The organism is Microbacterium sp. XT11 (assembly GCF_001513675.1).
Lineage (GTDB): Bacteria > Actinomycetota > Actinomycetes > Actinomycetales > Microbacteriaceae > Microbacterium.
Map to the genome: position 1 here is coordinate 70,898 of NZ_CP013859.1, position 25,356 is coordinate 96,253.

At 68.6% G+C, this 25,356-nt stretch carries 30 protein-coding genes and 1 tRNA gene; 11 read left to right on the forward strand and 20 right to left on the reverse strand.

Annotation, left to right across the window (positions count from 1 at the left end; all coding sequences use genetic code 11):
• Nucleotides 1-16: 16 nt before the first annotated feature.
• The 4 genes from AB663_RS00355 to AB663_RS00370 all read right to left on the reverse strand — a co-directional run bounded on the left by AB663_RS00355 (nucleotide 17) and on the right by AB663_RS00370 (nucleotide 4,799).
• A complete protein-coding gene (locus AB663_RS00355) occupies nucleotides 17-1,171 on the reverse strand; it encodes a cystathionine gamma-synthase (RefSeq protein WP_067194313.1) in 1,155 nt (384 codons plus the stop codon).
• A gap of 98 nt (nucleotides 1,172-1,269) precedes the next feature.
• The gene (locus AB663_RS00360) at nucleotides 1,270-2,244 is read right to left on the reverse strand and encodes a carbohydrate ABC transporter permease (RefSeq protein WP_067194316.1); all 975 of its coding nucleotides are present in this window, start codon (nucleotides 2,242-2,244) and stop codon (nucleotides 1,270-1,272) included.
• Nucleotides 2,241-3,380 carry a carbohydrate ABC transporter permease gene (locus tag AB663_RS00365; protein WP_232304588.1) on the reverse strand — a complete coding sequence of 380 codons (1,140 nt, stop codon included), beginning with the start codon at nucleotides 3,378-3,380 and terminating at the stop codon, nucleotides 2,241-2,243. The genes AB663_RS00360 and AB663_RS00365 overlap by 4 nt, the downstream gene beginning before the upstream one ends.
• Nucleotides 3,381-3,479: 99 nt before the next feature.
• Nucleotides 3,480-4,799: an ABC transporter substrate-binding protein gene (locus AB663_RS00370; protein ID WP_067194322.1), complete on the reverse strand. Its 1,320-nt coding sequence runs from the start codon at nucleotides 4,797-4,799 to the stop codon at nucleotides 3,480-3,482.
• A 300-nt stretch (nucleotides 4,800-5,099) separates the two neighbouring features.
• On the opposite strand from AB663_RS00370, the gene AB663_RS00375 reads away from it, so the two are divergent.
• On the forward strand, nucleotides 5,100-6,110 hold the full coding sequence (locus tag AB663_RS00375) for a LacI family DNA-binding transcriptional regulator (protein WP_067194325.1): 1,011 nt from the start codon (nucleotides 5,100-5,102) through the stop codon (nucleotides 6,108-6,110).
• A 109-nt stretch (nucleotides 6,111-6,219) separates the two neighbouring features.
• Here the strand turns inward: AB663_RS00375 and rplL are convergent, their stop codons facing one another.
• Nucleotides 6,220-6,603 carry a 50S ribosomal protein L7/L12 gene (gene rplL / locus AB663_RS00380; RefSeq protein ID WP_067194328.1) on the reverse strand — a complete coding sequence of 128 codons (384 nt, stop codon included), beginning with the start codon at nucleotides 6,601-6,603 and terminating at the stop codon, nucleotides 6,220-6,222.
• Between the two features lie 48 nt (nucleotides 6,604-6,651).
• A complete protein-coding gene (gene rplJ / locus AB663_RS00385; protein WP_067194332.1) occupies nucleotides 6,652-7,140 on the reverse strand; it encodes a 50S ribosomal protein L10 in 489 nt (162 codons plus the stop codon).
• A gap of 394 nt (nucleotides 7,141-7,534) precedes the next feature.
• Between rplJ and AB663_RS00390 the strand changes: the two genes are divergently transcribed.
• The 6 genes from AB663_RS00390 (at nucleotide 7,535) to AB663_RS00410 (ending at nucleotide 10,764) form a co-directional block, all read left to right on the forward strand.
• Nucleotides 7,535-7,873 carry a hypothetical protein gene (locus tag AB663_RS00390; protein ID WP_067194335.1) on the forward strand — a complete coding sequence of 113 codons (339 nt, stop codon included), beginning with the start codon at nucleotides 7,535-7,537 and terminating at the stop codon, nucleotides 7,871-7,873.
• 459 nt (nucleotides 7,874-8,332) lie between these two features.
• Complete coding sequence (locus tag AB663_RS17015; RefSeq protein ID WP_157540771.1) at nucleotides 8,333-8,470, forward strand: hypothetical protein; 138 nt, start codon at nucleotides 8,333-8,335, stop codon at nucleotides 8,468-8,470.
• Nucleotides 8,470-9,138, forward strand: a complete 669-nt coding sequence (locus AB663_RS00395) for a hypothetical protein (RefSeq protein WP_067194338.1) — start codon at nucleotides 8,470-8,472, stop codon at nucleotides 9,136-9,138. The genes AB663_RS17015 and AB663_RS00395 overlap by 1 nt, the downstream gene beginning before the upstream one ends.
• 59 nt (nucleotides 9,139-9,197) lie before the next feature.
• Nucleotides 9,198-9,548, forward strand: coding sequence for a hypothetical protein (locus AB663_RS00400; protein ID WP_067194342.1), 351 nt, complete (start codon nucleotides 9,198-9,200; stop codon nucleotides 9,546-9,548).
• The gene (locus AB663_RS00405) at nucleotides 9,506-10,027 is read left to right on the forward strand and encodes a hypothetical protein (RefSeq protein ID WP_067194345.1); all 522 of its coding nucleotides are present in this window, start codon (nucleotides 9,506-9,508) and stop codon (nucleotides 10,025-10,027) included. Before AB663_RS00400 ends, AB663_RS00405 begins: the two co-directional genes overlap by 43 nt.
• A gap of 56 nt (nucleotides 10,028-10,083) precedes the next feature.
• Nucleotides 10,084-10,764, forward strand: a complete 681-nt coding sequence (locus tag AB663_RS00410; protein ID WP_067194348.1) for a YqaJ viral recombinase family protein — start codon at nucleotides 10,084-10,086, stop codon at nucleotides 10,762-10,764.
• 48 nt (nucleotides 10,765-10,812) lie between these two features.
• On the opposite strand, the gene AB663_RS00415 is transcribed toward AB663_RS00410, so the two are convergent.
• The 5 genes from AB663_RS00415 to AB663_RS00435 form a co-directional block, all read right to left on the reverse strand.
• Complete coding sequence (locus AB663_RS00415) at nucleotides 10,813-11,331, reverse strand: hypothetical protein (protein WP_067194351.1); 519 nt, start codon at nucleotides 11,329-11,331, stop codon at nucleotides 10,813-10,815.
• An 89-nt stretch (nucleotides 11,332-11,420) separates the two neighbouring features.
• Nucleotides 11,421-12,068, reverse strand: a complete 648-nt coding sequence (locus AB663_RS00420) for a hypothetical protein (RefSeq protein WP_067194354.1) — start codon at nucleotides 12,066-12,068, stop codon at nucleotides 11,421-11,423.
• Nucleotides 12,065-12,664, reverse strand: a complete 600-nt coding sequence (locus AB663_RS00425; RefSeq protein WP_083511031.1) for a signal peptidase I — start codon at nucleotides 12,662-12,664, stop codon at nucleotides 12,065-12,067. Before AB663_RS00425 ends, AB663_RS00420 begins: the two co-directional genes overlap by 4 nt.
• 6 nt (nucleotides 12,665-12,670) lie before the next feature.
• On the reverse strand, nucleotides 12,671-13,402 hold the full coding sequence (locus tag AB663_RS17020) for a SipW-dependent-type signal peptide-containing protein (protein WP_157540773.1): 732 nt from the start codon (nucleotides 13,400-13,402) through the stop codon (nucleotides 12,671-12,673).
• Nucleotides 13,369-13,926, reverse strand: a complete 558-nt coding sequence (locus AB663_RS00435; protein ID WP_198147894.1) for a SipW-dependent-type signal peptide-containing protein — start codon at nucleotides 13,924-13,926, stop codon at nucleotides 13,369-13,371. Before AB663_RS00435 ends, AB663_RS17020 begins: the two co-directional genes overlap by 34 nt.
• 281 nt (nucleotides 13,927-14,207) lie before the next feature.
• On the opposite strand from AB663_RS00435, the gene AB663_RS00440 reads away from it, so the two are divergent.
• Both AB663_RS00440 and AB663_RS00445 read left to right on the forward strand, forming a co-directional pair.
• Nucleotides 14,208-15,917, forward strand: coding sequence for an MDR family MFS transporter (locus AB663_RS00440; protein WP_232304590.1), 1,710 nt, complete (start codon nucleotides 14,208-14,210; stop codon nucleotides 15,915-15,917).
• Nucleotides 15,904-16,368 (forward strand): MarR family winged helix-turn-helix transcriptional regulator, encoded by a 465-nt coding sequence (locus tag AB663_RS00445; RefSeq protein ID WP_067194366.1) that lies wholly within the window; start codon nucleotides 15,904-15,906, stop codon nucleotides 16,366-16,368. Before AB663_RS00440 ends, AB663_RS00445 begins: the two co-directional genes overlap by 14 nt.
• Here AB663_RS00445 and AB663_RS00450 read toward each other — a convergent pair.
• The gene (locus AB663_RS00450; protein WP_067194369.1) at nucleotides 16,365-17,234 is read right to left on the reverse strand and encodes a LysR family transcriptional regulator ArgP; all 870 of its coding nucleotides are present in this window, start codon (nucleotides 17,232-17,234) and stop codon (nucleotides 16,365-16,367) included. The two genes, AB663_RS00445 and AB663_RS00450, sit on opposite strands and share 4 nt — an antisense overlap.
• A gap of 70 nt (nucleotides 17,235-17,304) precedes the next feature.
• Here AB663_RS00450 and AB663_RS00455 point away from each other — a divergent pair, with 70 nt between their 5' ends.
• A complete protein-coding gene (locus AB663_RS00455) occupies nucleotides 17,305-18,000 on the forward strand; it encodes a LysE/ArgO family amino acid transporter (RefSeq protein WP_067194372.1) in 696 nt (231 codons plus the stop codon).
• A gap of 38 nt (nucleotides 18,001-18,038) precedes the next feature.
• On the opposite strand, the gene AB663_RS00460 is transcribed toward AB663_RS00455, so the two are convergent.
• The 8 genes from AB663_RS00460 to AB663_RS00495 all read right to left on the reverse strand — a co-directional run bounded on the left by AB663_RS00460 (nucleotide 18,039) and on the right by AB663_RS00495 (nucleotide 23,345).
• On the reverse strand, nucleotides 18,039-18,800 hold the full coding sequence (locus AB663_RS00460; protein WP_269465168.1) for an amino acid ABC transporter ATP-binding protein: 762 nt from the start codon (nucleotides 18,798-18,800) through the stop codon (nucleotides 18,039-18,041).
• Between the two features lie 7 nt (nucleotides 18,801-18,807).
• Nucleotides 18,808-19,470 carry an amino acid ABC transporter permease gene (locus AB663_RS00465; RefSeq protein WP_067194377.1) on the reverse strand — a complete coding sequence of 221 codons (663 nt, stop codon included), beginning with the start codon at nucleotides 19,468-19,470 and terminating at the stop codon, nucleotides 18,808-18,810.
• A gap of 6 nt (nucleotides 19,471-19,476) precedes the next feature.
• Nucleotides 19,477-20,301, reverse strand: a complete 825-nt coding sequence (locus AB663_RS00470) for an amino acid ABC transporter substrate-binding protein (RefSeq protein ID WP_067194380.1) — start codon at nucleotides 20,299-20,301, stop codon at nucleotides 19,477-19,479.
• A 193-nt stretch (nucleotides 20,302-20,494) separates the two neighbouring features.
• Nucleotides 20,495-21,184 carry a 50S ribosomal protein L1 gene (gene rplA, locus AB663_RS00475; RefSeq protein ID WP_067194384.1) on the reverse strand — a complete coding sequence of 230 codons (690 nt, stop codon included), beginning with the start codon at nucleotides 21,182-21,184 and terminating at the stop codon, nucleotides 20,495-20,497.
• Between the two features lie 11 nt (nucleotides 21,185-21,195).
• Nucleotides 21,196-21,627 carry a 50S ribosomal protein L11 gene (rplK, locus tag AB663_RS00480; RefSeq protein WP_067194387.1) on the reverse strand — a complete coding sequence of 144 codons (432 nt, stop codon included), beginning with the start codon at nucleotides 21,625-21,627 and terminating at the stop codon, nucleotides 21,196-21,198.
• A 224-nt stretch (nucleotides 21,628-21,851) separates the two neighbouring features.
• Complete coding sequence (gene nusG, locus AB663_RS00485) at nucleotides 21,852-22,919, reverse strand: transcription termination/antitermination protein NusG (protein ID WP_067194390.1); 1,068 nt, start codon at nucleotides 22,917-22,919, stop codon at nucleotides 21,852-21,854.
• Between the two features lie 39 nt (nucleotides 22,920-22,958).
• Entirely contained in the window at nucleotides 22,959-23,234 is a 276-nt protein-coding gene (secE, locus tag AB663_RS00490) for a preprotein translocase subunit SecE (protein ID WP_067194393.1), read from the reverse strand.
• A 38-nt stretch (nucleotides 23,235-23,272) separates the two neighbouring features.
• Nucleotides 23,273-23,345 (reverse strand) — tRNA-Trp (locus AB663_RS00495).
• 191 nt (nucleotides 23,346-23,536) lie between these two features.
• On the opposite strand from AB663_RS00495, the gene AB663_RS00500 reads away from it, so the two are divergent.
• Nucleotides 23,537-25,351, forward strand: coding sequence for an HSP90 family protein (locus AB663_RS00500; protein WP_067194396.1), 1,815 nt, complete (start codon nucleotides 23,537-23,539; stop codon nucleotides 25,349-25,351).
• Nucleotides 25,352-25,356 lie beyond the last annotated feature (5 nt).

Genomic DNA, 25,356 nt, shown 5'->3' on the forward strand with positions numbered 1-25,356 from the left:
AGGACGTGGCGCGGGATCAGGCCGTGGCGCGGGCGAGAGCCTCGTCGAGATCGGCGATGAGGTCAGCGGCATCCTCGATGCCCACCGACAGCCGCACGACGTTCTCCGGCACGGCCAGCGCCGTCCCGCGCACCGAGGCGTGCGTCATCTCGGACGGGTATCCGATGAGCGACTCCACTCCCCCGAGCGACTCCGCCAGCAGGAAGAGGGAGGTCGACTCCGCGAACCGTCGCGCGGCATCCGGCCCTGCGGCGAGCGCGAGCGACAGCATCCCGCCGAATCCGCGCATCTGCCGTGCGGCGATCTCGTGACCGGGGTGCGTGGCGAGCCCGGGGTAGAACACGCTCTCGAACTCGGACCGCGCCGCGGCCCACTCGGCGATCGCCTGCGCGTTCTCGGAATGCTGCCGCATCCGCACCGCCAGGGTCTTGATGCCGCGAGTGGTCAGCCACGCGTCCAGCGGAGCCGACACGGCACCGACGGCGAACTGCTGAAAGGCCACCTGCTCCGCGAAGCGGTCGTCGGCGAACACGACCGCACCGCCGAGGACGTCGGAGTGGCCGCCCAGATATTTGGTGGTCGAGTGCACCACGAGGTCGGCGCCCAGCGAGAGCGGCTGCTGCAGCGCGGGCGATGCGAAGGTGTTGTCGACGACGAGCACGGCTCCGGCCTCGTGCGCGACCTCGGCGAGAACCGTGATGTCGACGATCTTCAGCAGCGGATTGCTCGGCGTCTCGACCCAGACGATCCGGGTCTCCGGGCGCAGCGCTCCTCGCACGGCCTCGAGGTCCGACAGCTCGACGGTGGTCGTCTCGATGCCCCAGGGCGCGAGCACGCGCGTCAGCAGCCGGTAGGTGCCGCCGTAGACGTCGTTGCCCATGAGCACGTGGTCGCCGGGCTTCAGGATGCTCCGCAGCAGCGCGTCCTCAGCGGCGAGACCCGACGCGAACGAGAGGGCCTTCGCTCCTCCCTCCAGCGCCGCGAGCTGCACCTCGAGGGCGGAACGCGTGGGATTGCCCGAGCGGTTGTACTCGTAGCCTCCGCGGAGCCCCCCGACGCCGTCCTGCACGTGCGTCGACGACTGGTGGATCGGCGGGATGATCGAGCCCGTCATCGGGTCGGGGTCCTGACCGGCGTGGATGGCTCGGGTGGCGAAGGCGTGATCGGACATGTCTTTCAGACTACGTCCGCGCCGACCCGTCGAGCCCAACGGTTACGCCCCGTGTACCGCACCGCGGAGGTCGCGGCGCGGCACACGGGGCGCGGGTGTCAGCCCTTCGTCGAGCCGGCCAGCAGGCCGCGGACGAAGTAGCGCTGCAGCGAGAAGAAGACGATCAGCGGGATGATGATCGACACGAAGGCACCAGCGGTGAGCAGGTACCAGTCGTTGCCCCTCGTTCCGGTGATCTCTGCCAACAGCTTCGTGATCGGAGCGGCCGGCCCGTCGGCGAACACGAGCGCGACGAGCAGGTCGTTCCAGACCCACAGGAACTGGAAGATCGCCACCGAAGCGATCGCCGGCATGGTCAGCGGCAGCACGACGCGGAAGAAGATCTGCCCGCGTGACGCGCCGTCGACCCGCGCAGCCTCGATGATCTCGCCGGGGATCTCCGACATGAAGTTGTGCAGCAGGTAGATCGCCAGCGGCAGCGCGAACATCGTGTGCGCGATCCACACCTGCGCGTACCCCTGCGAGGCGCCGAGCGGTGTCGTCACCTGGAGTCCGAACAGGTTGATCCCGCGTGAGAACGAGCTCAGCAGCGGCACGAGCGCCATCTGGATGGGCACGATCTGCAGCGCGAACACGAAGATGAACAGGGCGTTGCGTCCCTTGAAGTCGATCCATGCGAACGCGTAGGCGGCCATCGAGGCGATCATGAGCGGCACCAGGGTCGCGGGGATCGTGATGGCGATCGAGTTCACGAACGACTCGACGATCGTGAGCTGGGTCGTGCCCGACTGCAGCACCTGCACGTAGTTGTCGAACGTGACCTGCGGGTTGGTGAAGAACTCCCACCATCCGCTCGAGGAGATCTGGTCGCGCGGCCGGAACGACGAGATGAACAGCCCCAACGTCGGGATGGTCCACAGGAAGGCGATCACCACCGAGGCGATGGTCGCCCACGGGCGGGTCAGCTTCTTGCGCGCACGCCCTGCCGACGCTTCGAAGCGTCCGCCGGTCGTGATGGCCCGCGTGCTCTGGTCGGTCGCCGGCGTCGCCGCCGCACTGGTCGACGTGCTCATCGCACCTCCCGCTGCTTCTTGATCTGGCGCGCGTTGTAGATCACGATCGGCAGCACCAGGATGAACAGGATGACCGACAGCGCAGCGCTGCGCCCGGCCTCGAACTTCGAGAACTGCGTGTACATCTCGTTCGCCAGCACCGACGTGCCGTAGTTTCCGGCCGTCATCGTGCGAACGATGTCGAAGACCTTCAGCGAGGCGATGGAGATGGTCGTGAGCACGACGATCAGCGCGGGCCGGATCGACGGCACCGTCACCGACCAGAAGCGCTCCCACGCGTTGGCGCCGTCGAGCTCGGCGGCCTCCAGCAGCTCGGCCGGCACGCCCTTGATGGATGCCGAGAGCACCACCATCGCGAAACCGGTCTGCACCCAGATGAGCACGACGATGAGGAACAGGTTGTTCCACGGCCCGTTGAGGAGCCACTGCTGCGGCGTCCCGCCGAACCAGACGAGGATCTGGTTGAGCAGACCGATCTGCTTGAACTCCGGGCCGCGGTACTCGTACATGAACCGCCAGATGATGCCGGCGCCGACGAACGAGATCGCCATCGGCATGAACACGAGGACCTTGTAGATCTTCTCGCCGCGGGTGCGGTCGATGAACACGGCGTAGGCGAGGCCGACGAGCGTGGACACAGTCGGCACGATGAGCACCCAGATGATCGAGTTGATCACCGAGGTGATGCCGTCAGACTGGGTGAAGATCCACGTGTAGTTCGCCAGCCCCACGAACTCCTTGCCGGAGGAGTTCCAGAACGACGAGTACATGGTCTGGACCGACGGCAGGACGAGTCCGACGAGCAGCAGCAGCATGGCCGGTGCCATGAACGCGACCAGCTGGATGAGGTAGCCGGCGCCGTCGCGGGAGCGGTAGTCGAGGAAGAAGAACAGCGCGCCCACGAGGACGGCCACTCCCATCGCCCAGTAGTAGGAGTTGAAGAACCACATCACGGCGAGCGGGATGAGCAGGCACATCGCGAGCCGGATGAACGTGTACGGCGTCCCCTTGCGTGGAGCGATGTCCACGAGGAGCAGGATGACGGCCACCACCACCGCGAATGCGATGACGACGGCGACGGCCTGCAGGACCGGCGGGAGCATGCCGATCCATCGGAAGAAGTTTGTCGCGGTCACGGAATCCCCTTCATGACGCAGAGCGGATCGGAGGTTCACGCGACGATGCGCGAACCAGGGAGAGGGAGGGCCGCCCCGCGGGCGGCCCTCCCGGATCGATCAGCTCGAGGGCCAGCCGGTCTCGATCTGCGAGAGCACCTCGTCGGTCGAGGTGCCGTTCACCCAGGCGACCATGCCCTTCCAGAAGGTGCCGGCACCGACCGCGCCGGGCATCAGGTCGCTGCCGTCGAACCGGAACGTGGTGTCCGGGTCCTGCAGGATCTTGATGGTCTCCTGAAGGATCGGGTCCTTCGCGTTCTCGGGGTCGAGGCCGTTGTTGGCGCTCGTCACGCCGCCGAGGCTGACGCGGCTGTTGGCCCACTCGGGGCTGGACAGGTACTCGAGCACCTTCTGCGTCGCCTCGTCGTCGCTGAACGCGCCGACGATCTCGCCACCGCCGGTGACGGTGGTCTCGCCGGCGGTCTCACCGGGGAGCATGAACGCCCACACGTCGCCGTCCTCGGCGATCTTCGTACCCTCGGGGAAGAAGCCGGAGAGGAACGAGGCCTGGTGCGTCAGTGCGCACTCGCCGGAGGCGACCTTGGGCGCGACGTCGCCGAAGGCGGTGGAGTTGATCGACCGCACGTCACCGAAGCCGGCGTTGACGTAGCTCGGGTTCAGCAGCAGCTCCCCCACGGAGTCGAACGCCTGCTTGATCTCGGGGTCGGTGAACTTCACGTCGCCGGCGACCCAGTTGTCGTAGACGTCGGTGCCCGACTGACGCAGCACGTAGTCCTCGATCCAGTCGGTGCCGGGCCATCCGGTGGCGGTGCCCGACTCGAAGCCGGCGCACCACGGCGCGGTGCCGGTCTTGGACTGGATGGTGGCGGTGAGCGCCGTGAGCTCGTCGAGCGTCTGCGGGACCTCGACGCCCCACTCGGCGAACTTCGCCGGCGAGTACCAGATCCAGCCCTTGACGCTCGCCATCAGCGGAGCGCCGTAGAACGTGCCGTCGACGGTGCCGTACTTCACCCAGTCCTCGGTCCAGTACTCGTTCGCGTTCTTCTCCACCGCTTCCGGAGCGGGCTTGAGGAAGTCGCGCGACGCGAAGTCGGCGAGCAGGCCGGGCTGCGGGAAGATCGCGATGTCGGGCGGGTTGCCGCCCTGTGCGCGGGTGCCGAGCTGCGTCTCGAAGTCCTGGCTGCCCTCGTACTTGATGGTGATGTCGTTCTCCTCGGCCCAGTCGGCCCAGGACTCCTGCAGGAGCTTCGCCTCGTCGTCGACGATCGTGCCGTAGATGGTCACGGTGTTGTCATCGCTGGAGCCGCCGCCACCACCTCCGCTCGGTGCGCCTGGAGCCCCGCAACCTGCGAGGGCAACGCCCGCGACCCCCAGCAGGGCGAGCGGGACGAGTCGCCGGGAACGCTGTGACAGACCCATGTGGTTTCTCCTCTTCGAGTAACGCTCCCGATCTCGAACAACGCCCCTCAGCGACGTGATCGGGAACCGATTCCAGGCCAACCTACCTGCGCTGATCCGCCCCGCACAATGGGGAACGGTCACAAGCTCACAACCTTTGCCCACGAAATCCGACTTCTCATGGGAGCGCTCCCTCGACGACAGTGTGGAACCGGTTCCTTTCCCGCATCCGAACGACTACGCTGAGCGACGCGCCACGCGGCATGCATCATGCGGCATGCGGCAGCGGCGGGGCGCACGGCACGCGGTCGAGGAGGACTCATGAGCACGATCGCCGACGTCGCAGCACGCGCCGGCGTGTCCAAGGCGACGGCCAGCCGAGCCCTGAGCGGGCGGGGCTACGTCTCGGACGAGACCCGGCGCAAGGTCGCGGATGCCGCGGCAGAGCTCGCCTACGTCGCGCACCCGTCCGCCACGAGCCTCGCGACCGGACGCACGCGCACCGTCGGTGTCATCATGCCCCCGGTCGACCGGTGGTTCTTCTCGGAGCTGCTCGCGGGGATCCAGGAGGCCCTGTTCGCCCTCGACTACGAGCTGGCGCTGTACGGCATCCGCGAGGGCACCGCGACGCGCGAACGCCTCTTCGAAGCGGTGCTCCCCCAGCGGCGGTTCGACGGCATCATCGCGGTCGGCATCCAGCCGAGCGCACGCGAACTCGAGCGGCTGCACCGCTCGGAGCGCCCGCTGGTCAGCATCGGGCCCTACAGCGAGGGCTCGAGCGCCGTGTCGATCGACGACGCCGCGGCGGCGCGCATCGCGACAGAGCACCTCATCGAGCTGGGGCACACCGATATCGCCTTCATCGGCGGGTCGGGGGACACCGGCGAGCTGAGATTCGGAGACGCGCGGCGGGTCGACGGGTACCTGGAGGCGCTCCGAGCCGCGCACCCGCCGGGGACTCCGCGCATCGCCGACGCCTCGCCGACGATGCCGGGCGGCTACGATGCCGCGGTCGAGCTCCTCGGCGACCGGCGCAACCGCCCGACCGCGATCGTCGGCGTGTGCGACGAAGCGGCGATCGGGGCGACGATCGCCGCACGCAGACTGGGCATCGCCGTGCCGACAGAGCTCAGCATCGTCGGAATCGACGACCATCAGCACGCGTCGATGTTCTCCCTGACGACCATCCGCCAGTCGCCGCATGAGCAGGGTCACGAGGCCGTGCGGCTCCTGCGGCAGCGGATCGAGCATCCGGATGCGCCGATCGAGCGCGTGGTGGCGGCATCCGCCCTCGTCGTGCGCAACTCGACAGCGCCCCCGCGCGCGGTGTGACGTCCTGCCGGGGTGGGGCGCGCGTGCGGTCGCGCGCCTGCGAGGGCACCCGGGAACGCACGAAGGCCCCGGGATGCACCCGAGGCCTTCGCAGCGTGAGACGCGGTGATTACTTGAGGGTAACCGTGGCGCCTGCCTCTTCGAGAGCGGCCTTGGCCTTCTCGGCGGTCTCCTTGTTCGCGCCCTCGAGCACGGCCTTGGGAGCACCGTCGACGACGGCCTTCGCCTCGCCGAGGCCGAGCGAGGTGAGCTCGCGGACAGCCTTGATGACCTGGATCTTCTTGTCGCCGGCAGCCTCGAGGATGACGTCGAACGAGTCCTTCTCCTCCTCGGCAGCGGCCTCGCCGGCGCCGCCGGCGGCACCTGCGACGGCGACGGGGGCAGCAGCGGTGACCTCGAACTTCTCCTCGAACGCCTTCACGAAGTCGTTGAGCTCGATGAGGGTCAGGCCAGCGAACTGCTCGAGCAGCTCCTCGGTGGTGAGCTTCGCCATGATGTTTCTCCTAATAGATGGGGTTTGTGGATCGAGAACGCCGGTCGCTCACGCGGCCTCTGCGGTCTCCAGCTTTTCGCGAAGCGCGTCGATGGTCGCGGCAGCCTTGCCCATCGTCGCCTTCATCATGCCCGCCGCCTTCGCCAGCAGAACCTCGCGGCTCTCGAGGGAGGCGTACTTGTTGACCTCGTCGGCCGAGAGCGCATTGCCCTCGAAGATGCCGGCCTTGATCACGAGAAGCGGGTTGGCCTTGGCGAAGTCACGCAGAGCCTTGGCGGTGGCGACGAAGTCACCGTGCACGAACGCGACGGCCGACGGACCCTTGAGCTCGTCGTCCAGCGCGGTGATGCCTGCCTTGTTGGCGGCGATCTTGGTCAGCGTGTTCTTCACCACGGCGTACTCAGCGTCCTGACGGATGCTGTTGCGCAGCTCCTTGAGCTGGGCAACCGTCAGACCGCGGTACTCGGTCAGCAGAACGGCGGACGAGTTCTCGAATGACTTCGTGAGCTCGGCGACCGATGCATCCTTCTGCGCCATGGTCACTCCTTGGTGTGTACGGGATGCCCCACGACGGTGGAGCACCGGCCTCGACCCCTGCCCCTGACATGAAGAAAGCTCCGGCGCAAGCGCACGGAGCTCGGAGAAGTTCGTGTCACCTGCGCGGGCCCCTGCACTGCAGAGCTTCGATCATCCTGCGCCGGAGCACACGACGATGACCAGCGGTCTTCGGTTGCTCCCACTCTAAGGCATCCCGGGCCGCCACCCAAATCGAGCCGGCCCGCCGGGGTGGGGAGTTCTGCCCATCGCCGGGGAACAGGTTCAGCACATATCGTCGAGAGGTCGAATACACACCACGATCATTGCCGGCGTGCTGGTCGGTATCGACGCACTGCAGTGAGCCACCGGACGCGGCTCGTTCGAGGATTTCGCAATGGGTGCGTTGGGGATGGCGCTCGGCGGGGCCCTCGGCGGCCTCGCCAAGTCGGTTCTGGGTCCTGGTGGCTCCGTCGTGATCCCCTCGATTCAGCGGATGACGCCGGCGCTGGCCGGAGGCGGCACGACGGCAGGGTCGCTGGCAGTGGCCCTACAGCTCAATTTCCGCAACATGGTGTCGAACTCGTATTGGATGACGAACACGATCAAGGACGGATATGAGAACGGCACCAGCTTCGTCGACAGCCTCGCCGGGCCTTGGCAGAACCTTGCAGAGCGCGTCGGGAATACTGTTGATGGCAACGGTCCGCGCACAGACGAAGAGTTGAACTCATGACCACAGGGACGCACCGCGTATGGCAACGTCTGCCGCAGGGATGGATCGAGTTCACCGCCCATGGCGAGCGCTCCCCCGATGAATGGCTGGAATGGTACCTGTCCAGCAGTGAAGGGTGGATGTCTGATGAGGGGCGGGCCTCCATCACCGACGGTTTCCGGGCGGGAGTGACTGCATTCGCCGATTCCTCCCTCGCCTTCTCTCGATCGTTCTGGGTGAGCATCCGAGCATCGCCTTCCTGGGGACGCAGGTCGTTCCGGAGACAGGCGATGGCGCCTCCTCCTCGTTCCACCGACTGTTCCCCGTCACCTGATTCGGCAGCGAGAGCACCGCAGAGGCCTTCACCTCTCCGGATTCTCGCGTCGGCACCGTCACGCGCGGCACGCTGGACGTCGAGGGACGTTCCTGGCTGCTCGCATCGGTGAGATTCCGCTGCCTGACGGCCAGGGCACCGTTCTCGTGACCGGGATCGGCTCCGACCCGGAACAATCACTGGCGCTGTCGATGTCCGTGGCTTTCGCACTGATCACGACGCAGTACCTCGCGGACGGCGAGTCTCCCGACGAGATCCCGATGTTCCCGGCGTCGGCCGCCTGATGGCATTCCGACTGATCAAGCCGGCATCCCGAGTCTGGCTGGACAGCGCAGGCTCGGCGGATGCCCTCGTCTCCGATGCCGACCGAGCAGTGACTGCACTGCGCCGCGACTACGAGCGCTGGAGCCGACTGGGCGGCGGCATCCTCGCCTTCACCGTCACCGCGGCCGCGCTCTTCGTCGGCTCCGCGGCGTGGGCCTTCCTCTTCGGTCCGTGGCTGCGCGACACCGCGACGATCGCGACGGCGATCATCGCGCCGTTGGTCGCGGCAGCCGGGATCTTCGTGCTCTGGCGGTTGCATCGCTCGGGTCGACGGCTCGCCGGTGCTGCTGCCTGGTGGATGCGACTTCCTTATCGCACCGGCGCGCGTCCGCGCCCCGTCCGCGGATATGTCCTGGCGCGCACCATCTACCTCGAGCCGGCGCTGCTCGCACGCTCGTTGACGATGGGATGCGCGCTCCTGCTGCTCATTCTCGGTGTCGCAGGGTTCGTCCGCGGCCTGGTCGTCATGGAGCAGGAGCCGTCGGTGACGATCGCTCTGGCAACTCTGTCGGCGATCAGTGCCGCCTGCTTCTGCGGCCAACTCGGCGGCGTCGCACGGATCGGCGCCGGAGCATCCGAGGCCGACCCGATCTGGGCGCGCACGCGCGATGCCTTCCGGGACCGATGATTTTCCGTCCGCTGCTCCCAGGGTCGCGCCCGTACCTCAGCCCTGGGCAAGAGGGCGACATGCAGTCGGTGGATGCGGCGCAGCGCGCGGCCGATGCTCTGGGACCGGACTACCTGCGCTGGTCGCGTCTCGGAATGGGAATGCTGGGCTTCTTCGGCGCCCTCATCGGCGCATCCGGCCCCGGAATGATCGTCGACGCCATCTCGTCCGGACAGCCGCCGGTGGTGCTCGGTTTCGCCGTGATCGTGGGCCTGCTTCTCGCGGTGGTGCCCCCTTCCTCGCGGAGGCGGCCGAGGGAGATCCACACCCTCCCGGAGACCCGATCCGCCAACTGCGCCGCGACTACGACCGCGTGTCGCGCGTCGGGATGGGGGCCCTCGCCATCCTCGTACTCGTCCCGTTCGGACTGATCGCGGCAGCCGGCGTACCGTTCACGGGCCATCAGCTGACACCGTTCGACATCGTCATGGCCGTGATCGGGGCGGCCTCGCTGATCACCGGCCTGTGGATCCTGATCCAGTTGCACAGAAGCGGCCGCCAGATCCTCGTCGTGCTCTCGCGCCGCCTCCGAGACCCTTACCGCACCGGCGCGCTGCTACGCATCGCCGCCGGCTGGGTGAACGCGCGCACGGTGAACTTCGAGCCTCCCGTCCTCACCCGCATCATCACCTCCTCGCTCCTGGGCGTCACCGGCCTCATCGGGCTCGGCATCATCGCGTTCCCGGGATTCGCCCAAGCGCCTTCGCTCTGCACCGCGATCGTGCTCTGGGGCGCGGCCTGCCTGCTCACTGCGGCCGGGCAGATGGGCGGCGTCATGCATCTGGTCTCCGGCGTGGCCGAGCAGGATCCGCTCTGGGTGCGTATCCGCGATTGGTTCCGCCGATCCTGAGCGCACCGGCGGCGTGTGCGGAGGCGGATGCCCGAGGTCAGGGGTAGCCTCGTGAGGTGACCCCGGAACTGCAAGCGCGAATCGTCGCGGACTCCCGCGATAGGGTCGCGTGGATGCGGGCGCGCTCGCGCGGGATCACCGCCACCGACGTCGCCGGACTCACCAGCGCTGCGTCGATCGCTCGCGCGGCAGACGCCAAGCTCGGCGGCGGACCGCGGTTCGGCGGGAACGCGTACACCGAGCACGGGCGCCGGCGCGAACCGGAGATCGCCGCCTGGGTCGCCGCAACTCACGGGATCATGCCGTCGTCCGCGCTGTTCCGGGCCGAGGTCGAGCACCGTCATCTCGCCACCCCCGACGGCATCGCGGTCGACGCCGGCGGACGCATCAGCCTCGCCGAGATCAAGACGACGAACAAGCCGTTCCGCGGCATCCCCCGCCCGTACCTGCGGCAGGTGTGGTGGCAGCAGCACGTGCTCGGCGCCGAACGCACCCTGTTCGTCTGGGAGGAGCACGTCGACTTCGCTCCCGTGCACGACGAGCCCCGGTGCGTGTGGATCGACCGCGACGAGCGCGAGATCGCCAAGCTGGTGTCTCTGGCCACCGACCTCATCGACGAGCTGTACCGCCGCACGACCGGCAAGCCCGTGCCCGGTCGGGTGACGGATGCCGTGGCCAGCCGCCGCGAGCAGCTCCGCGAGCGCGACGCCTTCCGCGCGCTGGCCCTCGCCGACTGACCGTCGACCGGAACACCGCCGCGCGCATCGAACGCTTCTGATATCCGATCAATAGCTCCGCAGCGTGGAGAGCGTGCACTGCGGGTTGGAGCCGGCGAGGCCGATCGAGGCGGTCGCGACCAGCCAGTCCGAGCGCCACCGGTTGTCGGGAGACGGTGCGGGCGTCACGGGACCGGGGTACACGAACCGGATGCCGAAGCTCTTCGAGCCCCCGAGGAGCCCGCTGAGCAGCGCACCGCTGATAACGGTCGTGTAGGCGCTCTCGCTGCCGGTCGTCGAGGTGCCTCCGAGCAGCGGATCGAGGAGCGACGGAAGCAGCCCTCCGGTGATCTGGGCATACTCCGCACTGGAGGCCGAGTACCCCGAGACTCCCGCCGGGACGCGCCAGTAGATGGTCACCGTGGGGTTGAGCCCGAGCGCCCCGCCGCTGGCCACGCATCCCGGGGTGTTCCACGTCACCGGTTCCGGCACGTTCAGCGCTGTGACGGCCGCCGTCGCCAGCTCCTGGTCGACCCAGGCCGCCTCAGTCTGCTGCGGTGGCGGTACGGTGGCGACGGCGAGGATCACAGCGGCACCGAGGACAGCGGCCGGTCTCCGCCGTGCTCCCCGCGCCCCGCGGCCCCTTCCCGCTCTGCCGGAGCGCAGCCACGATGCCGTCACGGCCCCTCACCGCCTCGGTCGCCGCTGCGCTCCCGGCGCCCTCGCGCGCGGCCGACCGCAAGCGCCGCGCCGGCCACGACGAGGATCGCCCCGCCGGCAAGGATCCACGGCACCACAGGCGACATACCGGTCGTCGCGAGCCCTCCCCTCGGCCCGACGGAAGCGCTGTCCCCCTCCCCCCGCGCATGGAACCGGATGCTGGTGGAACCGCTGTGCTCCCCTGCGGCGAGAGCCACGCTCATGCGCACGTACGCGACATCCGTGTCAGCCATGCTCGTGAGCTCGGTCTGCAGACCGTCGCGCGGCACCTCCCACGCTGTCCGCAGCGCCTTCTCGCCGCGCGGGCACCCGTCGTCTTCCCACTCCTGTGCGCACAGTGCGACGTCCACCTCGAGCCGCGCGTCTCCCGTGGCGCTGACGCCGAGCACGATGCGGCCGGGGTCCGGGGCGTCGGCGCTCACCGTGACGTCCCACCGGACGGCGCGGCCCGACGACAGCGACGATGCCGCATCCCAGTCGGCCACGGAGACGAGCCGGATCACGCGTCCGTGCACCACCTGCGTGGTCGGCGCAGCCCATGCCGGGGCAGCGATGCCGGCCAGCGCCAGCGCCGCGATGAGCCCCGCGAGGACCCTCGCCCTCATCGGCGCCGGTCCCTTCGCAGCGGTCCCGCCGTGACGAGCGCGGGATGCGCTCCCTCCGCCCCACCCGCGGCATCCGCGCGCCGCCGCTCCTCCTCGCGCGGCCAGAACGCCCACACCACGAGCAGCGACGCGCCCACCGTGAGAGCGCCGAGCACCCACGGTTCCCCGAACCACACGATCACGTGCGCGAGCCCGGGAGCCGACGCCCGGACGATGCGGACCTCGCTCACGGTGTACGGGGCAGGATCGGCCACGTCGTTCGCGTCGCCTTTCATGGTGATGACCCTGGCACCGTCGACGGGGCCCGCCGCGACCGACGTCACCCTGTGCGTGATGGGAAGCGCATCCGGCCTGGCCACGGTGACGACGTCGCCGACCGCCACCTCCGATGCGGGGATGCGCTGCACGAGAGCGACGGATCCGGCCGGAATGGTGGGCGACATGGACCCGGTCTTGAACATGATCAGCGAGTATCCGCCCGCGTACGCCATCACGACGAGCGCGATGCAGACGGCTCCGGCGAGCGCGGCGAGGGTGAGCAGAAGCTCTCTCGCGCCGCGCCCGGCGATCCGGATGCTGCGTGCGACGGTGTTCATGCGTCCTCAGCTCGTCGATCCCGTGAACGTCCAGGTCGGCTTGAGGGACCCGCCCTGCGCCGTCCCCGTCGTGTCGCCGGGGAGGGTGAGCACCATGCAGTACGTCACGACGTTGGTCGCGACGCCCGTCTGCGCGTCGACGGTGAGCGTCGCAGGCGTGAGTGCTGGCAGGTTCTGGATGCCGTTCACGCTCACATCGGGCGCGGTGCCGGTCGTGCAGGCTGAGGCCGCGGCCTGAGCGCCGGCGACGGTCGAGGTGGTGACCTTCACCCCCAGCGTCAGCGCTCCCTGCAGGGCGACGTCGGCGGCAGCAGTGACCGTCGCGTCTGCGGCGTTCTTCACCGAGACCGCCGTGAGGTTCACGGTGCCGCCGAGGGTCCCTCCGGCCTTCACCTGAATCGCAGCGGCACGCACCTGCCCCGGGTACATCGCACCGGCGTCGAGCGGGACCACGAGGGTGTTCGCCGACGGCCCCGAAGCGGTGAACGCCGCCGTGCCGCCGACACGGGACACGATCGAGAACGACCCAGCCGTGACCGTCGAGGTCGCCAGCTCCTGATCGGTCCACGCCGCGATGGTGGCGGCCGCACCGACCCCCAGCACGAGTCCCCCTGCGAGGAGCGCGCGCAGGCGCCGGAGCGCACGCGCGCGTCGGAGGGAGCGGGCACGCCGCCTCGGCGGACGCAGGGTCCGGCGAGAGGAGACTACGGCTGCACCGAGGTCGCGTTCCACTGCCACGTCACGGTCCCCGTATCGCCCTGCTGGATGCCGGTCGGCCCGCTCGCCGCCGTGACCCGGATGCAGAGATTGACATCGGTCCCCGGTGTCATGGTGGTGGGAACAGCCGTCCCGGCGGCGAACGCCGCGGCGTCGCATCCGAACGTCGCACCCGTGGAGACGACCGCATATGTGAGCTTGCCTGGCGTGGCGAAGGATCCGCTCCCCACCGGGGCGACCGACGCGAGCGCCGCGTCGTACGTGCCCCCGAGCCGCAGCGCATAGGGCGCGAACACCTCGTCGCCGGGACTGAGGTTGGTCGGAGCGAGCTCGAAGCTCAGCGACGCCGCCGAGTCCGAGGTCGCGTGATCGGTGAAGTCGATGCCGTTGCTCGACCCCGTGAACGAGAACTCCCCCGCAGTGAAGATGCCGTTCGCGAACTCCGAATCGTTCCACGCCGCGAGCGTCACCGCGGTCCCGACTCCGAGCACGAGCCCCCCCGCGAGCACCGCGAGCACCTTCCGCCGTCTTGCCTGTGTCGCCATTGCCATTCCCCCTCAGGAATACCGATATTCCAGATGGATGCCGACACTGACCCGGGTCGAAATCCATCCGCGTCCCCACATCATCACGTGCCGGACCGACCCCCCACAAGCACGGGAACGAAACGCGTGTGGCCTCGCGCCTGAAACCCGGACGATTCCACGGCCCCGCCCCCGATAGTTGACGAAACTCAACCATCGGCGTATAGTTGACGAAGTTCAACTATCTTGTGCGCGCCAGTGCTGTCGCAGCATCCGTCCTCCGACTTCCGAAAGGCGTCTCCATGACCACGGACTCCCCTGCCCGGATGACGCATCGCCAGGTGCTCGAAGCCCTCACAGGCCTGCTCCTCGGCATGTTCGTCTCGATGATCGCCGGCACCGTCGTGTCGACCTCGATGCCCGTCATCGTGCACGACCTCGGCGGCGACCAGGCCGCGTACACCTGGGTCATCACCTCGACCCTGCTCACGACGGCGATCTCCACGCCGATCTGGGGCAAGCTCGCCGATCTGTTCAACCGCAAGCTTCTCATCCAGATCGCGCTGATCCTCTTCGTGCTCGCGACCGCCGCCGCGGGATTCGCGCAGGACACCACGATGCTCATCGCGTTCCGCGCGGTGCAGGGACTCGGCGCCGGCGGTCTCGCAGCGCTCAGCCAGGTCATCATGGCCGACATCATCAGCCCCCGCGAGCGCGGTCGGTACATGGGCCTGTTCGGCGCCGTCATGGCCGTCGCCACGGTCGGCGGACCGCTGCTCGGCGGCTGGATCACCGACACGATCAATTGGCGCTGGAACTTCTTCGTCGCGCTCCCGTTCGCGGTCGCCGCGCTCATCATCCTGCAGAAGACCCTGCACGTCTCGACCGAGCGCAGGCGCAAGGTGTCGATCGACTACGTCGGCATCGTGCTGCTGTCGGCCGCCGTCTCGCTGCTGCTGATCTGGGTGACCAACGCGGGCACGAACTTCGACTGGTGGAGCACAGAGACCGTCCTCATGGTCGGCGGCGCACTGGTCGCGACAATCGTGTTCATCGTCGTCGAGCTCCGCGTCCGCGAGCCGCTCATCCCGCTCACGCTGTTCCGCGGTCGCACGTTCACCCTCTCGGTGCTCGCCTCGATCTCGATCGGCGTCGCGATGTTCGGCACCTCGGTCTACCTCGCCCAGTACATGCAGCTCTCGCGCGGCGCGTCGCCGACGGATGCCGGCCTCATGACGCTGCCGATGATGGCCGGCCTGCTCATCGCGTCGATGGTGGTCGGACAGCTCGTCACCCGCTTCGGGAAGTGGAAGCCCTACCTGATCCTCGGCTCCGTGCTGCTCATCGCCGGCTCGGCGCTGCTGTCGACCCTGCACTACGACACGAACTTCGCGCTCGTCTCGGTGTACATGTTCCTCACCGGCGCCGGCGTCGGCATGACGATGCAGAACCTCGTGCTCATCGTGCAGAACGTCGCCAAGCCGGCCGAGATGGGCGTCGCGAGCTCCGGCGTGACCTTCTTCCGCAGCCTGGGCGGCACGATCGGCGTCTCGGTCATGGGCGCCCTGCTCGCGAACAAGATCACCGACCTGTTCACGACCGGCAAGGACGACCTGATGGCCGCGATCGCCAAGACCGGCGACAAGGCCCAGGAGGTCGCGGCGCAGCTCTCCAGCGGCACGCTCCCCGAGGTGCGCCTGCTCCCCGAGCCCGTGCGCTCACTGGTCGAGGACTTCTACGCACAGGCGATCTCGCACTCCTTCCTCATCGGTGTCCCGCTCGCTGTGCTCAGCCTCGTCGCGATCCTGTTCATCCCGAACGCTCCGCTCACGCGCATGACGACGAGCGAGCGGGCGAAGGCCGCGCAGTCGGCTCCCGCCGAGCACCGACCGGCGGAGGACGCCGCCGAGGTCGCGATCGCCGACGCCGAAGCCCTCGCGGGGGCGCCGACCGGTACAGTACAGGTCGTGTCACACCGCACTCGCGAAACAGCATCCGATGGCGACCTCTGAGACCCCCGACGCGCGGGCCGAATCGGTCCGCGCCCTCGAGGCGGAGTTCAGTGAACTTCTCACGCACTTCCGCCGGCTCATCATGGAGAACGCCAACCGCGTCAGCCCCGGCATGCTGCCGGGCGCCTACAAGACGCTCACGACGATCGCGCGGTGCGAGCAGGTGACGGTGTCGGCGCTGGCGGAGCGGATGCTGACCGACAAGGGTCAGGTCAGCCGGATGGTCCGCGAGTTGGAGGGCCTGGGGCTCATCGAGCGTTCGACCGACCCGGCAGACGGCCGGTCCTTCATCCTTCGGCTCACTCCTCTGGGCAAGGAGCGCCTCGCCGAGGCCCGCCTTCCCCAGGAGGGCCTGCTCATGAAGACGCTCGCCGACTGGAGCATCGCCGACATCGACAGCCTCACGCGGCTGCTGCATGCGCTCGCGTCAGGCGCCACGCCCAGTCATTAGCCGAGCACCCGCGAAGCCTCGTCCGCGATCTCGCGCGCGATGGTGTCGAGCAGCCGCGAGCGCAGGTTCCACTGCTGCCAGTACAGCCGGACCCGCAGCGTCGGCCCGCCCAACGGCACGAGAGACCCGGACTCCTGCAGCACCGGAACCATGCCCCACCCGAGTCCGAGGTGCACGGCCAGCGCGTAGTCGTACGACGCGGGGACGTAGTGCCGCGGCACCCCGTGCGGGGCCACTCCCATCGCGCGGAGCCACTCGTGCTGCAGCGTGTCGCGCCGGTCGAAGTCGACGAACGGCGCCTCGGCGAGCGCGTCGGTCGTCACGCCACCGGCGAACCATCGCTCGGCGTACGCGGGTTCTGCCATCGCCCGGTACTCCAGCACGCCGAGGGACGACACGGTGCATCCGGCGACGGGGTCGGCCTCGCTGGTGACCGCGGCCATCACGGTGCCCGACTCGAGCAGCCGCGCCGTGAAGTTCTGGTCGTCGCGGTGGAGGTCGACGTCGATGTCGTGTGCGGCGGAGAGACGGGCCAGGGGTGGCAGGAACCATGTCGCCATCGAGTCCGCGTTGACGGCGAGGGGGATGCTGATGCGCGCCCCTCCGCCGTCGAGCCCGAGCCCGGCCATGGCGTCGTGCTCGAGCAGCGCGACCTGCCGCGCGAGCCGTACGACGGCCTCGCCCGCCTCGGTCAACCGCGCCGGCTTGGAGCGCACGACGAGCACGCGACCGAGCTGCTGCTCCAGCGTCTTGAGGCGCTGACTGACCGCGGACGGCGTGATACGCAGCCGCCGCGACGCCGCGTCGAGAGTGCCCTCGTCCGCCACCGCGGCGACGGTGGCCGCGAGCTCCAGGTCGATATTCACATAAGCCAGGCTAATACCACGAAAGAAATCTTCGCTGGATCTGCATCTGCGTCGTGCCTAGCGTGGAGACATGCTCACCGTTCTCTCCGGGCTCGGACTCGGCCTCTCGCTCATCGTCGCCATCGGCGCGCAGAACGTCTTCGTGTTGCGCCAGGGCATGCGCCGCGAGCACGTGCTGCCCGTCGTCGTCATCTGCGCGGCGTCCGACGCGGTGCTGATCATCGCGGGCGTGGCCGGACTCGGGTTCGTGATCTCGGCGGCACCGTGGCTCGTGGTGGTCGCACGCTGGGCGGGAGCGCTGTTCCTCCTCGGCTACGGCGTCCTCGCCGCACGCCGGGCCTGGCACGGCGGCGAGCAGCTGCGGGTCGAGGCCGCGGACGCCGCGCCGACCTCCGGCGCAACCGCCCCGGGCTCCTCCGGCGGAACCGCTACGCTCGCGCCGGCGACGGGCACGCTCTCGCGGACGACCACGCGGCTGGCTCCGGTCGTGCTCACGACGCTCGCGCTCACCTGGCTGAATCCGCACGTGTACCTCGACACCGTGCTCATGCTGGGCTCCATCGCCGCCACCCACGGCGATCATCGGTGGCTCTTCGCGGCCGGGGCCATCTCCGCGAGTGTCCTGTGGTTCACGGCCCTCGGCTTCGGGGCGCGCTTCCTCGGCCGCTGGCTGCGCACCGAGCGCTCCTGGCGCATCCTCGACGCGCTCATCGCGATCGTGATGATCAGCCTCGCCGTCTCACTCGTCCTCCCCGTGCTCGGCTGACACCGCACGCGACCCGGGGCCGCCGGGCCGGCATCCGCTCAGGCGCCGTCGAGAGGCCGCAGGATGCGCGTGAGGAATCGCCGAGTCCGCTCCTCGCGCGGGGCCCCGAAGACCTCGGCAGGCGCGCCTTCTTCGACGACGACTCCCCCGTCGAGGAACAGCACGTGGTTGGCGGCCTCGCGTGCGAAGCTCAGCTCGTGCGTGACGACGACCATGCTCCACCCCTCGTCGGCGAGCTCTTTGATGACGAGCAGCACCTCCCCCACGAGCTCGGGATCGAGGGCGCTCGTGGGCTCGTCGAAGAGCAGCAGGTCGGGCTTGAGGGCGAGCGCCCTGACGATGCCGACGCGCTGCTGCTGTCCACCGGACAGCTGGTGAGGACGCGCGTTCTCGCGTCCGCCCAGTCCGACGCGGTCGAGCAGCGCCCTCGCCTCGGCGACGACCTCGTCCTTAGGGCGGCCCTGCACCCGCCACGGCCCTTCGATCACGTTCTCGAGCACCGTGAAGTGCGGGAAGAGATTGTGGTGCTGGAACACCATCGCCGACCGGTCACGCAGGGAGATCCGGTCGCGCGGCGCCACTCGGCGCGAGAAGTCGATCTCCGGGCCGCCGTCGACCACCACGACGCCGGCATCCGGCGTCTCGAGCCCGTTCAGCGAACGAAGCACGGTGGTCTTGCCCGAACCGCTCGGGCCGATCAGCACCACGACCTCGCCGCGATGCAGCGTGAGGTCCACCCCGCGCAGCACCTCGTTGTCGCCGAACCGTTTGCGAAGCCCTCGTGCGGTCAGCAGCGGCACGGATCCACTAGTGCGCGACACGACGATCGAGCCTCCTCTCGAGCGCGCTCTGCCCGAAGGAGAGCACGAGGCAGAACACCCAGTACACGAGCGCGGCGGCGAGGTAGACCACCATCACCTGATACGACGACGCCGCGATCTGCTGCGTCACGCGGAAGAGCTCGGTGACGAGGATCGTCGAGGTCAGCGACGTGTCCTTCACCAGCGAGATGAACGTGTTCGACAGCGGAGGCACAGACACCCGCGCCGCCTGCGGCAGGATGATCCGGGTCAGCGTGCGCGTGCGGTTCATGCCGACGGTGTACGCGGCCTCCCACTGGCCCTGCGGAACCGAGAGGATTGCCGCGCGCACCACCTCGGCGCCGTATCCGCCCACGTTGAGCGACAGCGCGATGATCGCGCTCGGCCAGGGATCGATCGTGACGCCGATCGCCGGCATCCCGTAGAAGATCACGAACAGCTGCACGAGCAGCGGGGTGCCGCGGATCACCGAGATGTAGAACCGCGCCACCGAAGAGACCACGGGGTGCACCGAGATCCGCATGAGCGCGACGACCACGGCGATGAGCAAGCCGAGCGCGAACGAGATCAGAGCCAGCGGGATGGTGCCCAGCAGCCCCGCCAGCGCGATCGGGCCGAGCGACGAGACGAAGAGCTGCCAGACGTCCATATCCGCTTACTCGGTGACGTCTTCGCCGAAGTACTTCTCGCTGATCTCGGCGAGGGTGCCGTCGGCGCGGAGCTCCTCGAGGGCACCGTCGACAGCCGCGACGAGGTCATCGTGGCCCTTCGCGAACGCGAACGCCTGCTTCCCCGCATCCTCGGTCTCGGCTGCGATCTTGAGCCCCGTAGGCCCGTCGGTCTTCTCGTAGTCGAGGAACGTGAGCTTGTCGTTGACCGTGGCGTCGACCCGTCCCTGACGCAGCAGCGCGACAGCCTGCGCCCAGCCCTCGACGGACTCCACCTTCGCCCCCGACTCGGTCGCCAGCTCATACCAGTTGCTCGTGAGCGACTGCGCCGTCGTCTTGCCGTCGAGGTCGGCGAACGAACTGATCGAGTCGTCGTCCTCGTTCACCACGATCACACCGGGCGACACCGTGTAGGGCTCGCTGAAGAGGTACTTTTTCTCGCGCTCGTCGTTGATGGTGACCTGGTTGGCGATGACGTCGAACCGACCGCCGTCGAGCCCCGCGAAGATCGCGTCCCACTGCGTCTCCTGGAACTCCACCTTCAGGCCGAGCTTGTCACCGACGGCCTGGATGATCTCCACGTCGTACCCGGTGAGGTCGCCCGTGCCGCCGTCGGCGTGGAAGCTGAAGGGGCGATACGTGCCCTCGGTCGCCACCGTGAGCGTGCCGTCCTTCACGAGGCCGAGGTCCGTCCCCTCGCCGTCCGAGGCCGGTGCGGACGAGCCGCCGGCCGGCGCACCCGATCCACTGCAGGCGGTGAGGGCGGATGCTGCGAGGACGAGAGCTGTGACGGCGAGCAGACGACGGGACATGCGGAACCCTCCTGGGGTGTGCGGTGCGCGGATGCTGTGTGCGCGGTGATCGGGAGAGTAACACCCTATGCGCCGCGCGCTGAGATGTCGCTGCGCATGACGCTCCGTGTCAGGAGGCGCCGGCACGCAGAAGGGCCCCCGCCATGACGGCGAGGACCCTTCACGAGCGTTACGGCTCAGAGCGCGTTGCGACTCAGAGAGCGTTGACGTCCAGCGGGATGCCGGGGCCGAACGTGGTCGACACGGCGCCCTTCTGGATGTAACGGCCCTTCGAGCTGGACGGCTTGAGGCGGATGATCTCCTCGAGCGCGGCCTTCAGGTTCTCGTCGAGCTGCTCGGCCGAGAACGAAGCCTTGCCGACGACGAAGTGCACGTTGGCGTGCTTGTCGACACGGAACTCGATCTTGCCGCCCTTGATCTCCTCGACAGCCTTGCCGGGGTTCGGGGTGACGGTGCCGGTCTTCGGGTTCGGCATCAGACCGCGGGGGCCGAGCACCTTGCCGAGACGACCCACCTGGCCCATGAGCTCCGGGGTGGAGACGGCCGCGTCGAAGTCGGTCCAGCCGCCGGCGACCTTCTCGATGAGCTCGGCGCCGCCGACCTCGTCAGCACCCGCGGCGATCGCAGCCTCGGCCGCGGGGCCGGTGGCGAACACGATGACGCGGGCGGTCTTGCCGGTGCCGTGCGGGAGCATGACGGTGCCACGCACCATCTGGTCGGCCTTGCGGGGGTCGACCGAGAGCTTCAGCGCGACCTCGACGGTCGAGTCGAACTTCGCCGAACCGGTCTCCTTCGCGAGGGCGACAGCCTCGGACGGGGTGTAGAAGCGGTCTGCCTCGATCTTCTCGGCGGCAGCGCGGTAAGCCTTGGACTTGGTAGCCATGATTATTCTCCTCAGCCCTCGACCGTGATGCCCATGGAGCGAGCGGTGCCTGCGATGATCTTCGAGGCGGCCTCGATGTCGTTCGCGTTCAGGTCGGCCTGCTTCGTCTCGGCGATCTGGCGGATCTGCTCCTGCGTGATCTTCGCGACCTTGACGGTGTGCGGGGTCGCGGAGCCCTTCTGCACGCCCGCGGCCTTCTTGATCAGCTCGGCGGCCGGCGGCGTCTTCAGGACGAACGTGAAGCTGCGGTCTTCGTAGACGGTGATCTCGACCGGGATGACGTTGCCGCGCTGCGACTCGGTCGCCGCGTTGTACGCCTTGCAGAACTCCATGATGTTGACGCCGTGCTGACCCAGCGCGGGGCCGATCGGCGGCGCCGGGTTGGCTGCACCGGCGTTGATCTGGAGCTTGATCAGGCCGGTCACCTTCTTCTTGGGTGCCATGTCCTCTTCCTTTCATCGAACGGATGCCGGATGTCCGTCGACTCGGCGCTTCGCGCCTCGCTCGGGACGAGCATCGCTCTCCCGCGAATCCGGCTTCTCCGGACTGCGGTCGTCCGCGCACGCCGAAGGCGCACACAAACCATAAGAGTCTAGCCCATCATCGGCCGCATCCGGAAAACGAGAACGGCCGCCCCCGCAGGGACGGCCGTTCTCGGAAACGGATGTCAGATCATCTTGGTGACCTGGTCGAACGACAGCTCGACCGGGGTCTCGCGCTCGAAGAGCGAGACGAGAACCGTGAGCTTGCCGCTCTCGGGCTTGATCTCGCTGATCGAACCCGGAAGACCCGCGAACGAGCCCTCCTTGATCGTGATGGTCTCGCCGACCTCGAAGTCGACCTCGGCCGGGAGCGGACGGGCGACGGCGACGCCGCCCTTCGCCGCGATGTTCTTGGCCGTGGAGACGTCCTTGACCTCGACGAGCGACTTCAGCATGTTGAAGGCCTCTTCGAAGCGCAGCGGGGTCGGGTTGTGCGCGTTGCCCACGAAGCCCGTGACGCCCGGCGTGTGGCGGACGACCGACCAGGTGTCCTCGTTGAGCTCCATGCGCACCAGCACGTAGCCGGGGATGCGCACGCGCGTGACCATCTTGCGCTGGCCGTTCTTGATCTCGACGACGTCCTCCATGGGGACCTCGACCTGGTAGATCTCGTCCTCGACCTCGAGCGTCGACTTGCGCTGCTCGATGTTCGCCTTGACCTTGCGCTCGAAGCCCGCGTACGAGTGGATGACGTACCACTTGCCCGGGAGCATCCGCAGGTCTGCACGGAACGCCTCGTAGGGGTCTTCCTCGGCCTCGTCGACGACCTCTTCGGCCTCGGCGATCTCGGCGACCTCGGCGGGGTCGAGCACCGGCTCGTCCTCCTCGCCGTTCACATCGGGGCCGTCGTAGGGGGTGACCTCGTCGGCTGCGGCGGCCTCGCGCTCGGCGGCCTCCTCGGCGACGGAGTCGTTGAGGACCTCAGCGGCGGCCTCGGATTCAGCCGCCTCGTCCAGGTTGAGTGCGTCGTTCACGATCGCGTCGGCCTCCGGGTCTTCGATGTCGATGTCGATGTCATCGTCTGCGCCGTCCTCTTCGCCGTCGACGTCCTCGATGTGGACGGCGACGTGCTCGGCCGACGTGGCCGAGCGCTCCTGCGCGGCGAGGACGTTGCCCTCCTGGGCCTCGTCCTCCTCGCTGGACTGCTCTGCAGCGGTCGCCCAGTCGGCGTCGTCGGAATAGCGTTCAGACACGTTCTTTCTTCTCCATAGATGCGGCAGCGGCCGCGTGCATCAGGTGCCGGGAACCCCGAACACCACGTGCGTCAGCCACGCGAACAAGGTGTCGAGTCCGTAGACGATGCCCAAGACGATCAGAACGAAGACGAGCACCACCGCGGTGAACTTGATCAGCTCCTTGCGCGTCGGCGTGACGACTTTGCGAAGCTCAGCGATGACCTGGCGGAAGAACAGGGCGATGCCGCCGAAGAACCTGCCGAAGAAGCCGGGCTTCTTCTCACGGGTGGCACCGGCCGTGACGACCTCGCCGCGCGGTTCGTCCTGATCCATCCTGAATTACCTTTCGTGGGTCAGCGTGCGCTGACGCGCAGGGCGGACAGGAATCGAACCTGCAACCTGCGGTTTTGGAGACCGCTGCTCTGCCAATTGAGCTACCGCCCTAGAGACCTCGCGGTCTCTGGTGCTGCCCGCTCCCCCTCTCCGCACGGTTTCCGGTGTGTCCGGGGCACGGCGAAAGATTGCAGACAACAACTGCTCGTCCAGCATACGGCATTCCCGGCCCGCATCCGAACCGGGGGCGCTTCGCGGTTGTTGTTAGGCTCGGCAGTCGGGCAAGACGGAGGGAACCCAGGGTGAGCGCTGACGTGCAGCAGTTCCAGGTGGATCTGCGCGGTGTGGTCGACCTGCTCAGCCGGCACATCTATTCCAGCCCTCGCGTGTACCTGCGCGAGCTCCTGCAGAACGCGAGAGACGCCATCACGGCCCGACGCGAGCACGACGGCGGCGGCGGGAGCATCCGCATCACCCCGCTCACCGCCGACACCGGCGAGTTCGTGCTGAGCGACGACGGCATCGGCCTCACCGCACGCGAGGTCGCCGACCTCCTCGCGACGGTCGGACGCAGCTCCAAGCGCGACATCTTCGACCTGCCGCGCAGCGACTACCTCGGACAGTTCGGCATCGGGCTGCTCAGCTGCTTCATGGTCGCCGACACGATTGTCATCCGCTCCCGCAGCGCACGCGGCGGCTCCGCGGTGGAGTGGACCGGCAGCGCCGACGGCACCTTCCGGGTCGTCGAGATCGCCGACGACCTCCCGATCGGCACCAGCGTGCACCTCGTGCCCCGGTTCGACGCCGACGAACTGCTGCGCCCGGCCGCCGTGCACGAGCTGGCGACCGCGTTCGGAGAGTTCCTCCCCGTGCGCGTGACCGTCGACGCGCCGGGCGGCGACATCGACGTCACGCGCCCCGCTCCGTTCCTCGAAGCCGACCCGGATGCGGCCGTGCAGTACGGGCGCGACCTGCTCGGCGCGACGCCGCTCGACGTCATCGAGCTCGCCGAGCCCGCTACCGGGACGCGAGGCCTCGCCTATGTGCTGCCGTTCGCCCCGCCGCCGGGGGCGCGGCAGGCGACGCGCATGTACCTGGGTCGGATGCTGCTGTCGGAGCGCGTCGACGACGTGCTGCCGGACTGGGCGTTCTTCGTCCGCGCCGTCATCGACTCCACCGGGCTCGCGCCGACCGCGAGCCGCGAGTCGCTCGTCGACGACGCAGCGCTCGAGCACGTGCGCGAGCAGCTGGGCTCCGCCATCCGTCGCTGGGTGCTCGAGCTCGGCCTGCGCGAGCCGCATCGACTCGCGCAGTTCGTCGCGATCCACGAGGTGGGGCTCAAGTCGCTCGTGCGGCACGACGAGGAGCTCGCGCGGTTCATCACGCGCTGGCTCACGCTCGAGACGACGCACGGCACGATGCGCGTTGGCGACCTCGTCGAGCGCTTCCCGCACGTGCGCTACGCGCGCACCGTCGACGAATTCCGCCAGGTCGCCGGCATCTCGCCGTCCGACGAGGTGCTGGTCAACGGGTGCTACCTCTTCGACGCCGACCTCGTGCGCCTGCTGCCCGAGCTTCACCCGGGTGTCACCGTGGAGCAGGTCGACGTGGTCGGAGAGCTCGACCGCCTCGACCCGCCGCCTCTCGACGACCGCGACGCGGCCGTGGCGCTGGAGGAGCGCGCCGGCGGCGTGCTCGCGGCATCCGGATGCTCCGTCATCGTGCGGGCGATCGACAGGGCCGATCTCACGGCGCTCTATGTCGCCGACCCCGATGTGCTGCGCGCCATCGACCGCACCCGCACCAAGCGCGTCACGGGCGCCCTGTGGGGAGGGGTGCTCGACCGCATCGACGGTGCGACCTCGTCCGCGCGCGACGATGACCTCAGCGCACGGCTGTGCCTGAACTGGTCGAACCGCGTGGTGCGCGCGCTCGTCCGCGTCGACGACGAAGCCGTGTTCGCGCGCACGATGCAGCTGCTCTACATCCAGGCCCTGCTCGCCGGGCACCATCCGCTCTCCGATGCCGATCGCGCGGTCATGACCACGGCCCTCGCGGATCTCGTCGCACTCTCCGCCGGCATCGAGGGGGATCCGCTCTCCTTCGAGAACCACTGAAAGGA

Coding starts and splice junctions, on each gene's coding strand:
- AB663_RS00355 (WP_067194313.1), bottom strand. CDS start 1,171: ATGTCCGATCACGCCTTCGCCACCCGAGCCATCCACGCCGGTCAGGAC.
- AB663_RS00360 (WP_067194316.1), bottom strand. CDS start 2,244: ATGAGCACGTCGACCAGTGCGGCGGCGACGCCGGCGACCGACCAGAGC.
- AB663_RS00370 (WP_067194322.1), bottom strand. CDS start 4,799: ATGGGTCTGTCACAGCGTTCCCGGCGACTCGTCCCGCTCGCCCTGCTG.
- AB663_RS00375 (WP_067194325.1), top strand. CDS start 5,100: ATGAGCACGATCGCCGACGTCGCAGCACGCGCCGGCGTGTCCAAGGCG.
- rplL (WP_067194328.1), bottom strand. CDS start 6,603: ATGGCGAAGCTCACCACCGAGGAGCTGCTCGAGCAGTTCGCTGGCCTG.
- rplJ (WP_067194332.1), bottom strand. CDS start 7,140: ATGGCGCAGAAGGATGCATCGGTCGCCGAGCTCACGAAGTCATTCGAG.
- AB663_RS00390 (WP_067194335.1), top strand. CDS start 7,535: ATGGGTGCGTTGGGGATGGCGCTCGGCGGGGCCCTCGGCGGCCTCGCC.
- AB663_RS00395 (WP_067194338.1), top strand. CDS start 8,470: ATGGCATTCCGACTGATCAAGCCGGCATCCCGAGTCTGGCTGGACAGC.
- AB663_RS00400 (WP_067194342.1), top strand. CDS start 9,198: ATGCAGTCGGTGGATGCGGCGCAGCGCGCGGCCGATGCTCTGGGACCG.
- AB663_RS00405 (WP_067194345.1), top strand. CDS start 9,506: ATGGGGGCCCTCGCCATCCTCGTACTCGTCCCGTTCGGACTGATCGCG.
- AB663_RS00420 (WP_067194354.1), bottom strand. CDS start 12,068: ATGAGGGCGAGGGTCCTCGCGGGGCTCATCGCGGCGCTGGCGCTGGCC.
- AB663_RS00425 (WP_083511031.1), bottom strand. CDS start 12,664: ATGAACACCGTCGCACGCAGCATCCGGATCGCCGGGCGCGGCGCGAGA.
- AB663_RS00435 (WP_198147894.1), bottom strand. CDS start 13,926: ATGGCGACACAGGCAAGACGGCGGAAGGTGCTCGCGGTGCTCGCGGGG.
- AB663_RS00440 (WP_232304590.1), top strand. CDS start 14,208: ATGACCACGGACTCCCCTGCCCGGATGACGCATCGCCAGGTGCTCGAA.
- AB663_RS00445 (WP_067194366.1), top strand. CDS start 15,904: ATGGCGACCTCTGAGACCCCCGACGCGCGGGCCGAATCGGTCCGCGCC.
- AB663_RS00455 (WP_067194372.1), top strand. CDS start 17,305: ATGCTCACCGTTCTCTCCGGGCTCGGACTCGGCCTCTCGCTCATCGTC.
- AB663_RS00465 (WP_067194377.1), bottom strand. CDS start 19,470: ATGGACGTCTGGCAGCTCTTCGTCTCGTCGCTCGGCCCGATCGCGCTG.
- AB663_RS00470 (WP_067194380.1), bottom strand. CDS start 20,301: ATGTCCCGTCGTCTGCTCGCCGTCACAGCTCTCGTCCTCGCAGCATCC.
- rplA (WP_067194384.1), bottom strand. CDS start 21,184: ATGGCTACCAAGTCCAAGGCTTACCGCGCTGCCGCCGAGAAGATCGAG.
- rplK (WP_067194387.1), bottom strand. CDS start 21,627: ATGGCACCCAAGAAGAAGGTGACCGGCCTGATCAAGCTCCAGATCAAC.
- secE (WP_067194393.1), bottom strand. CDS start 23,234: ATGGATCAGGACGAACCGCGCGGCGAGGTCGTCACGGCCGGTGCCACC.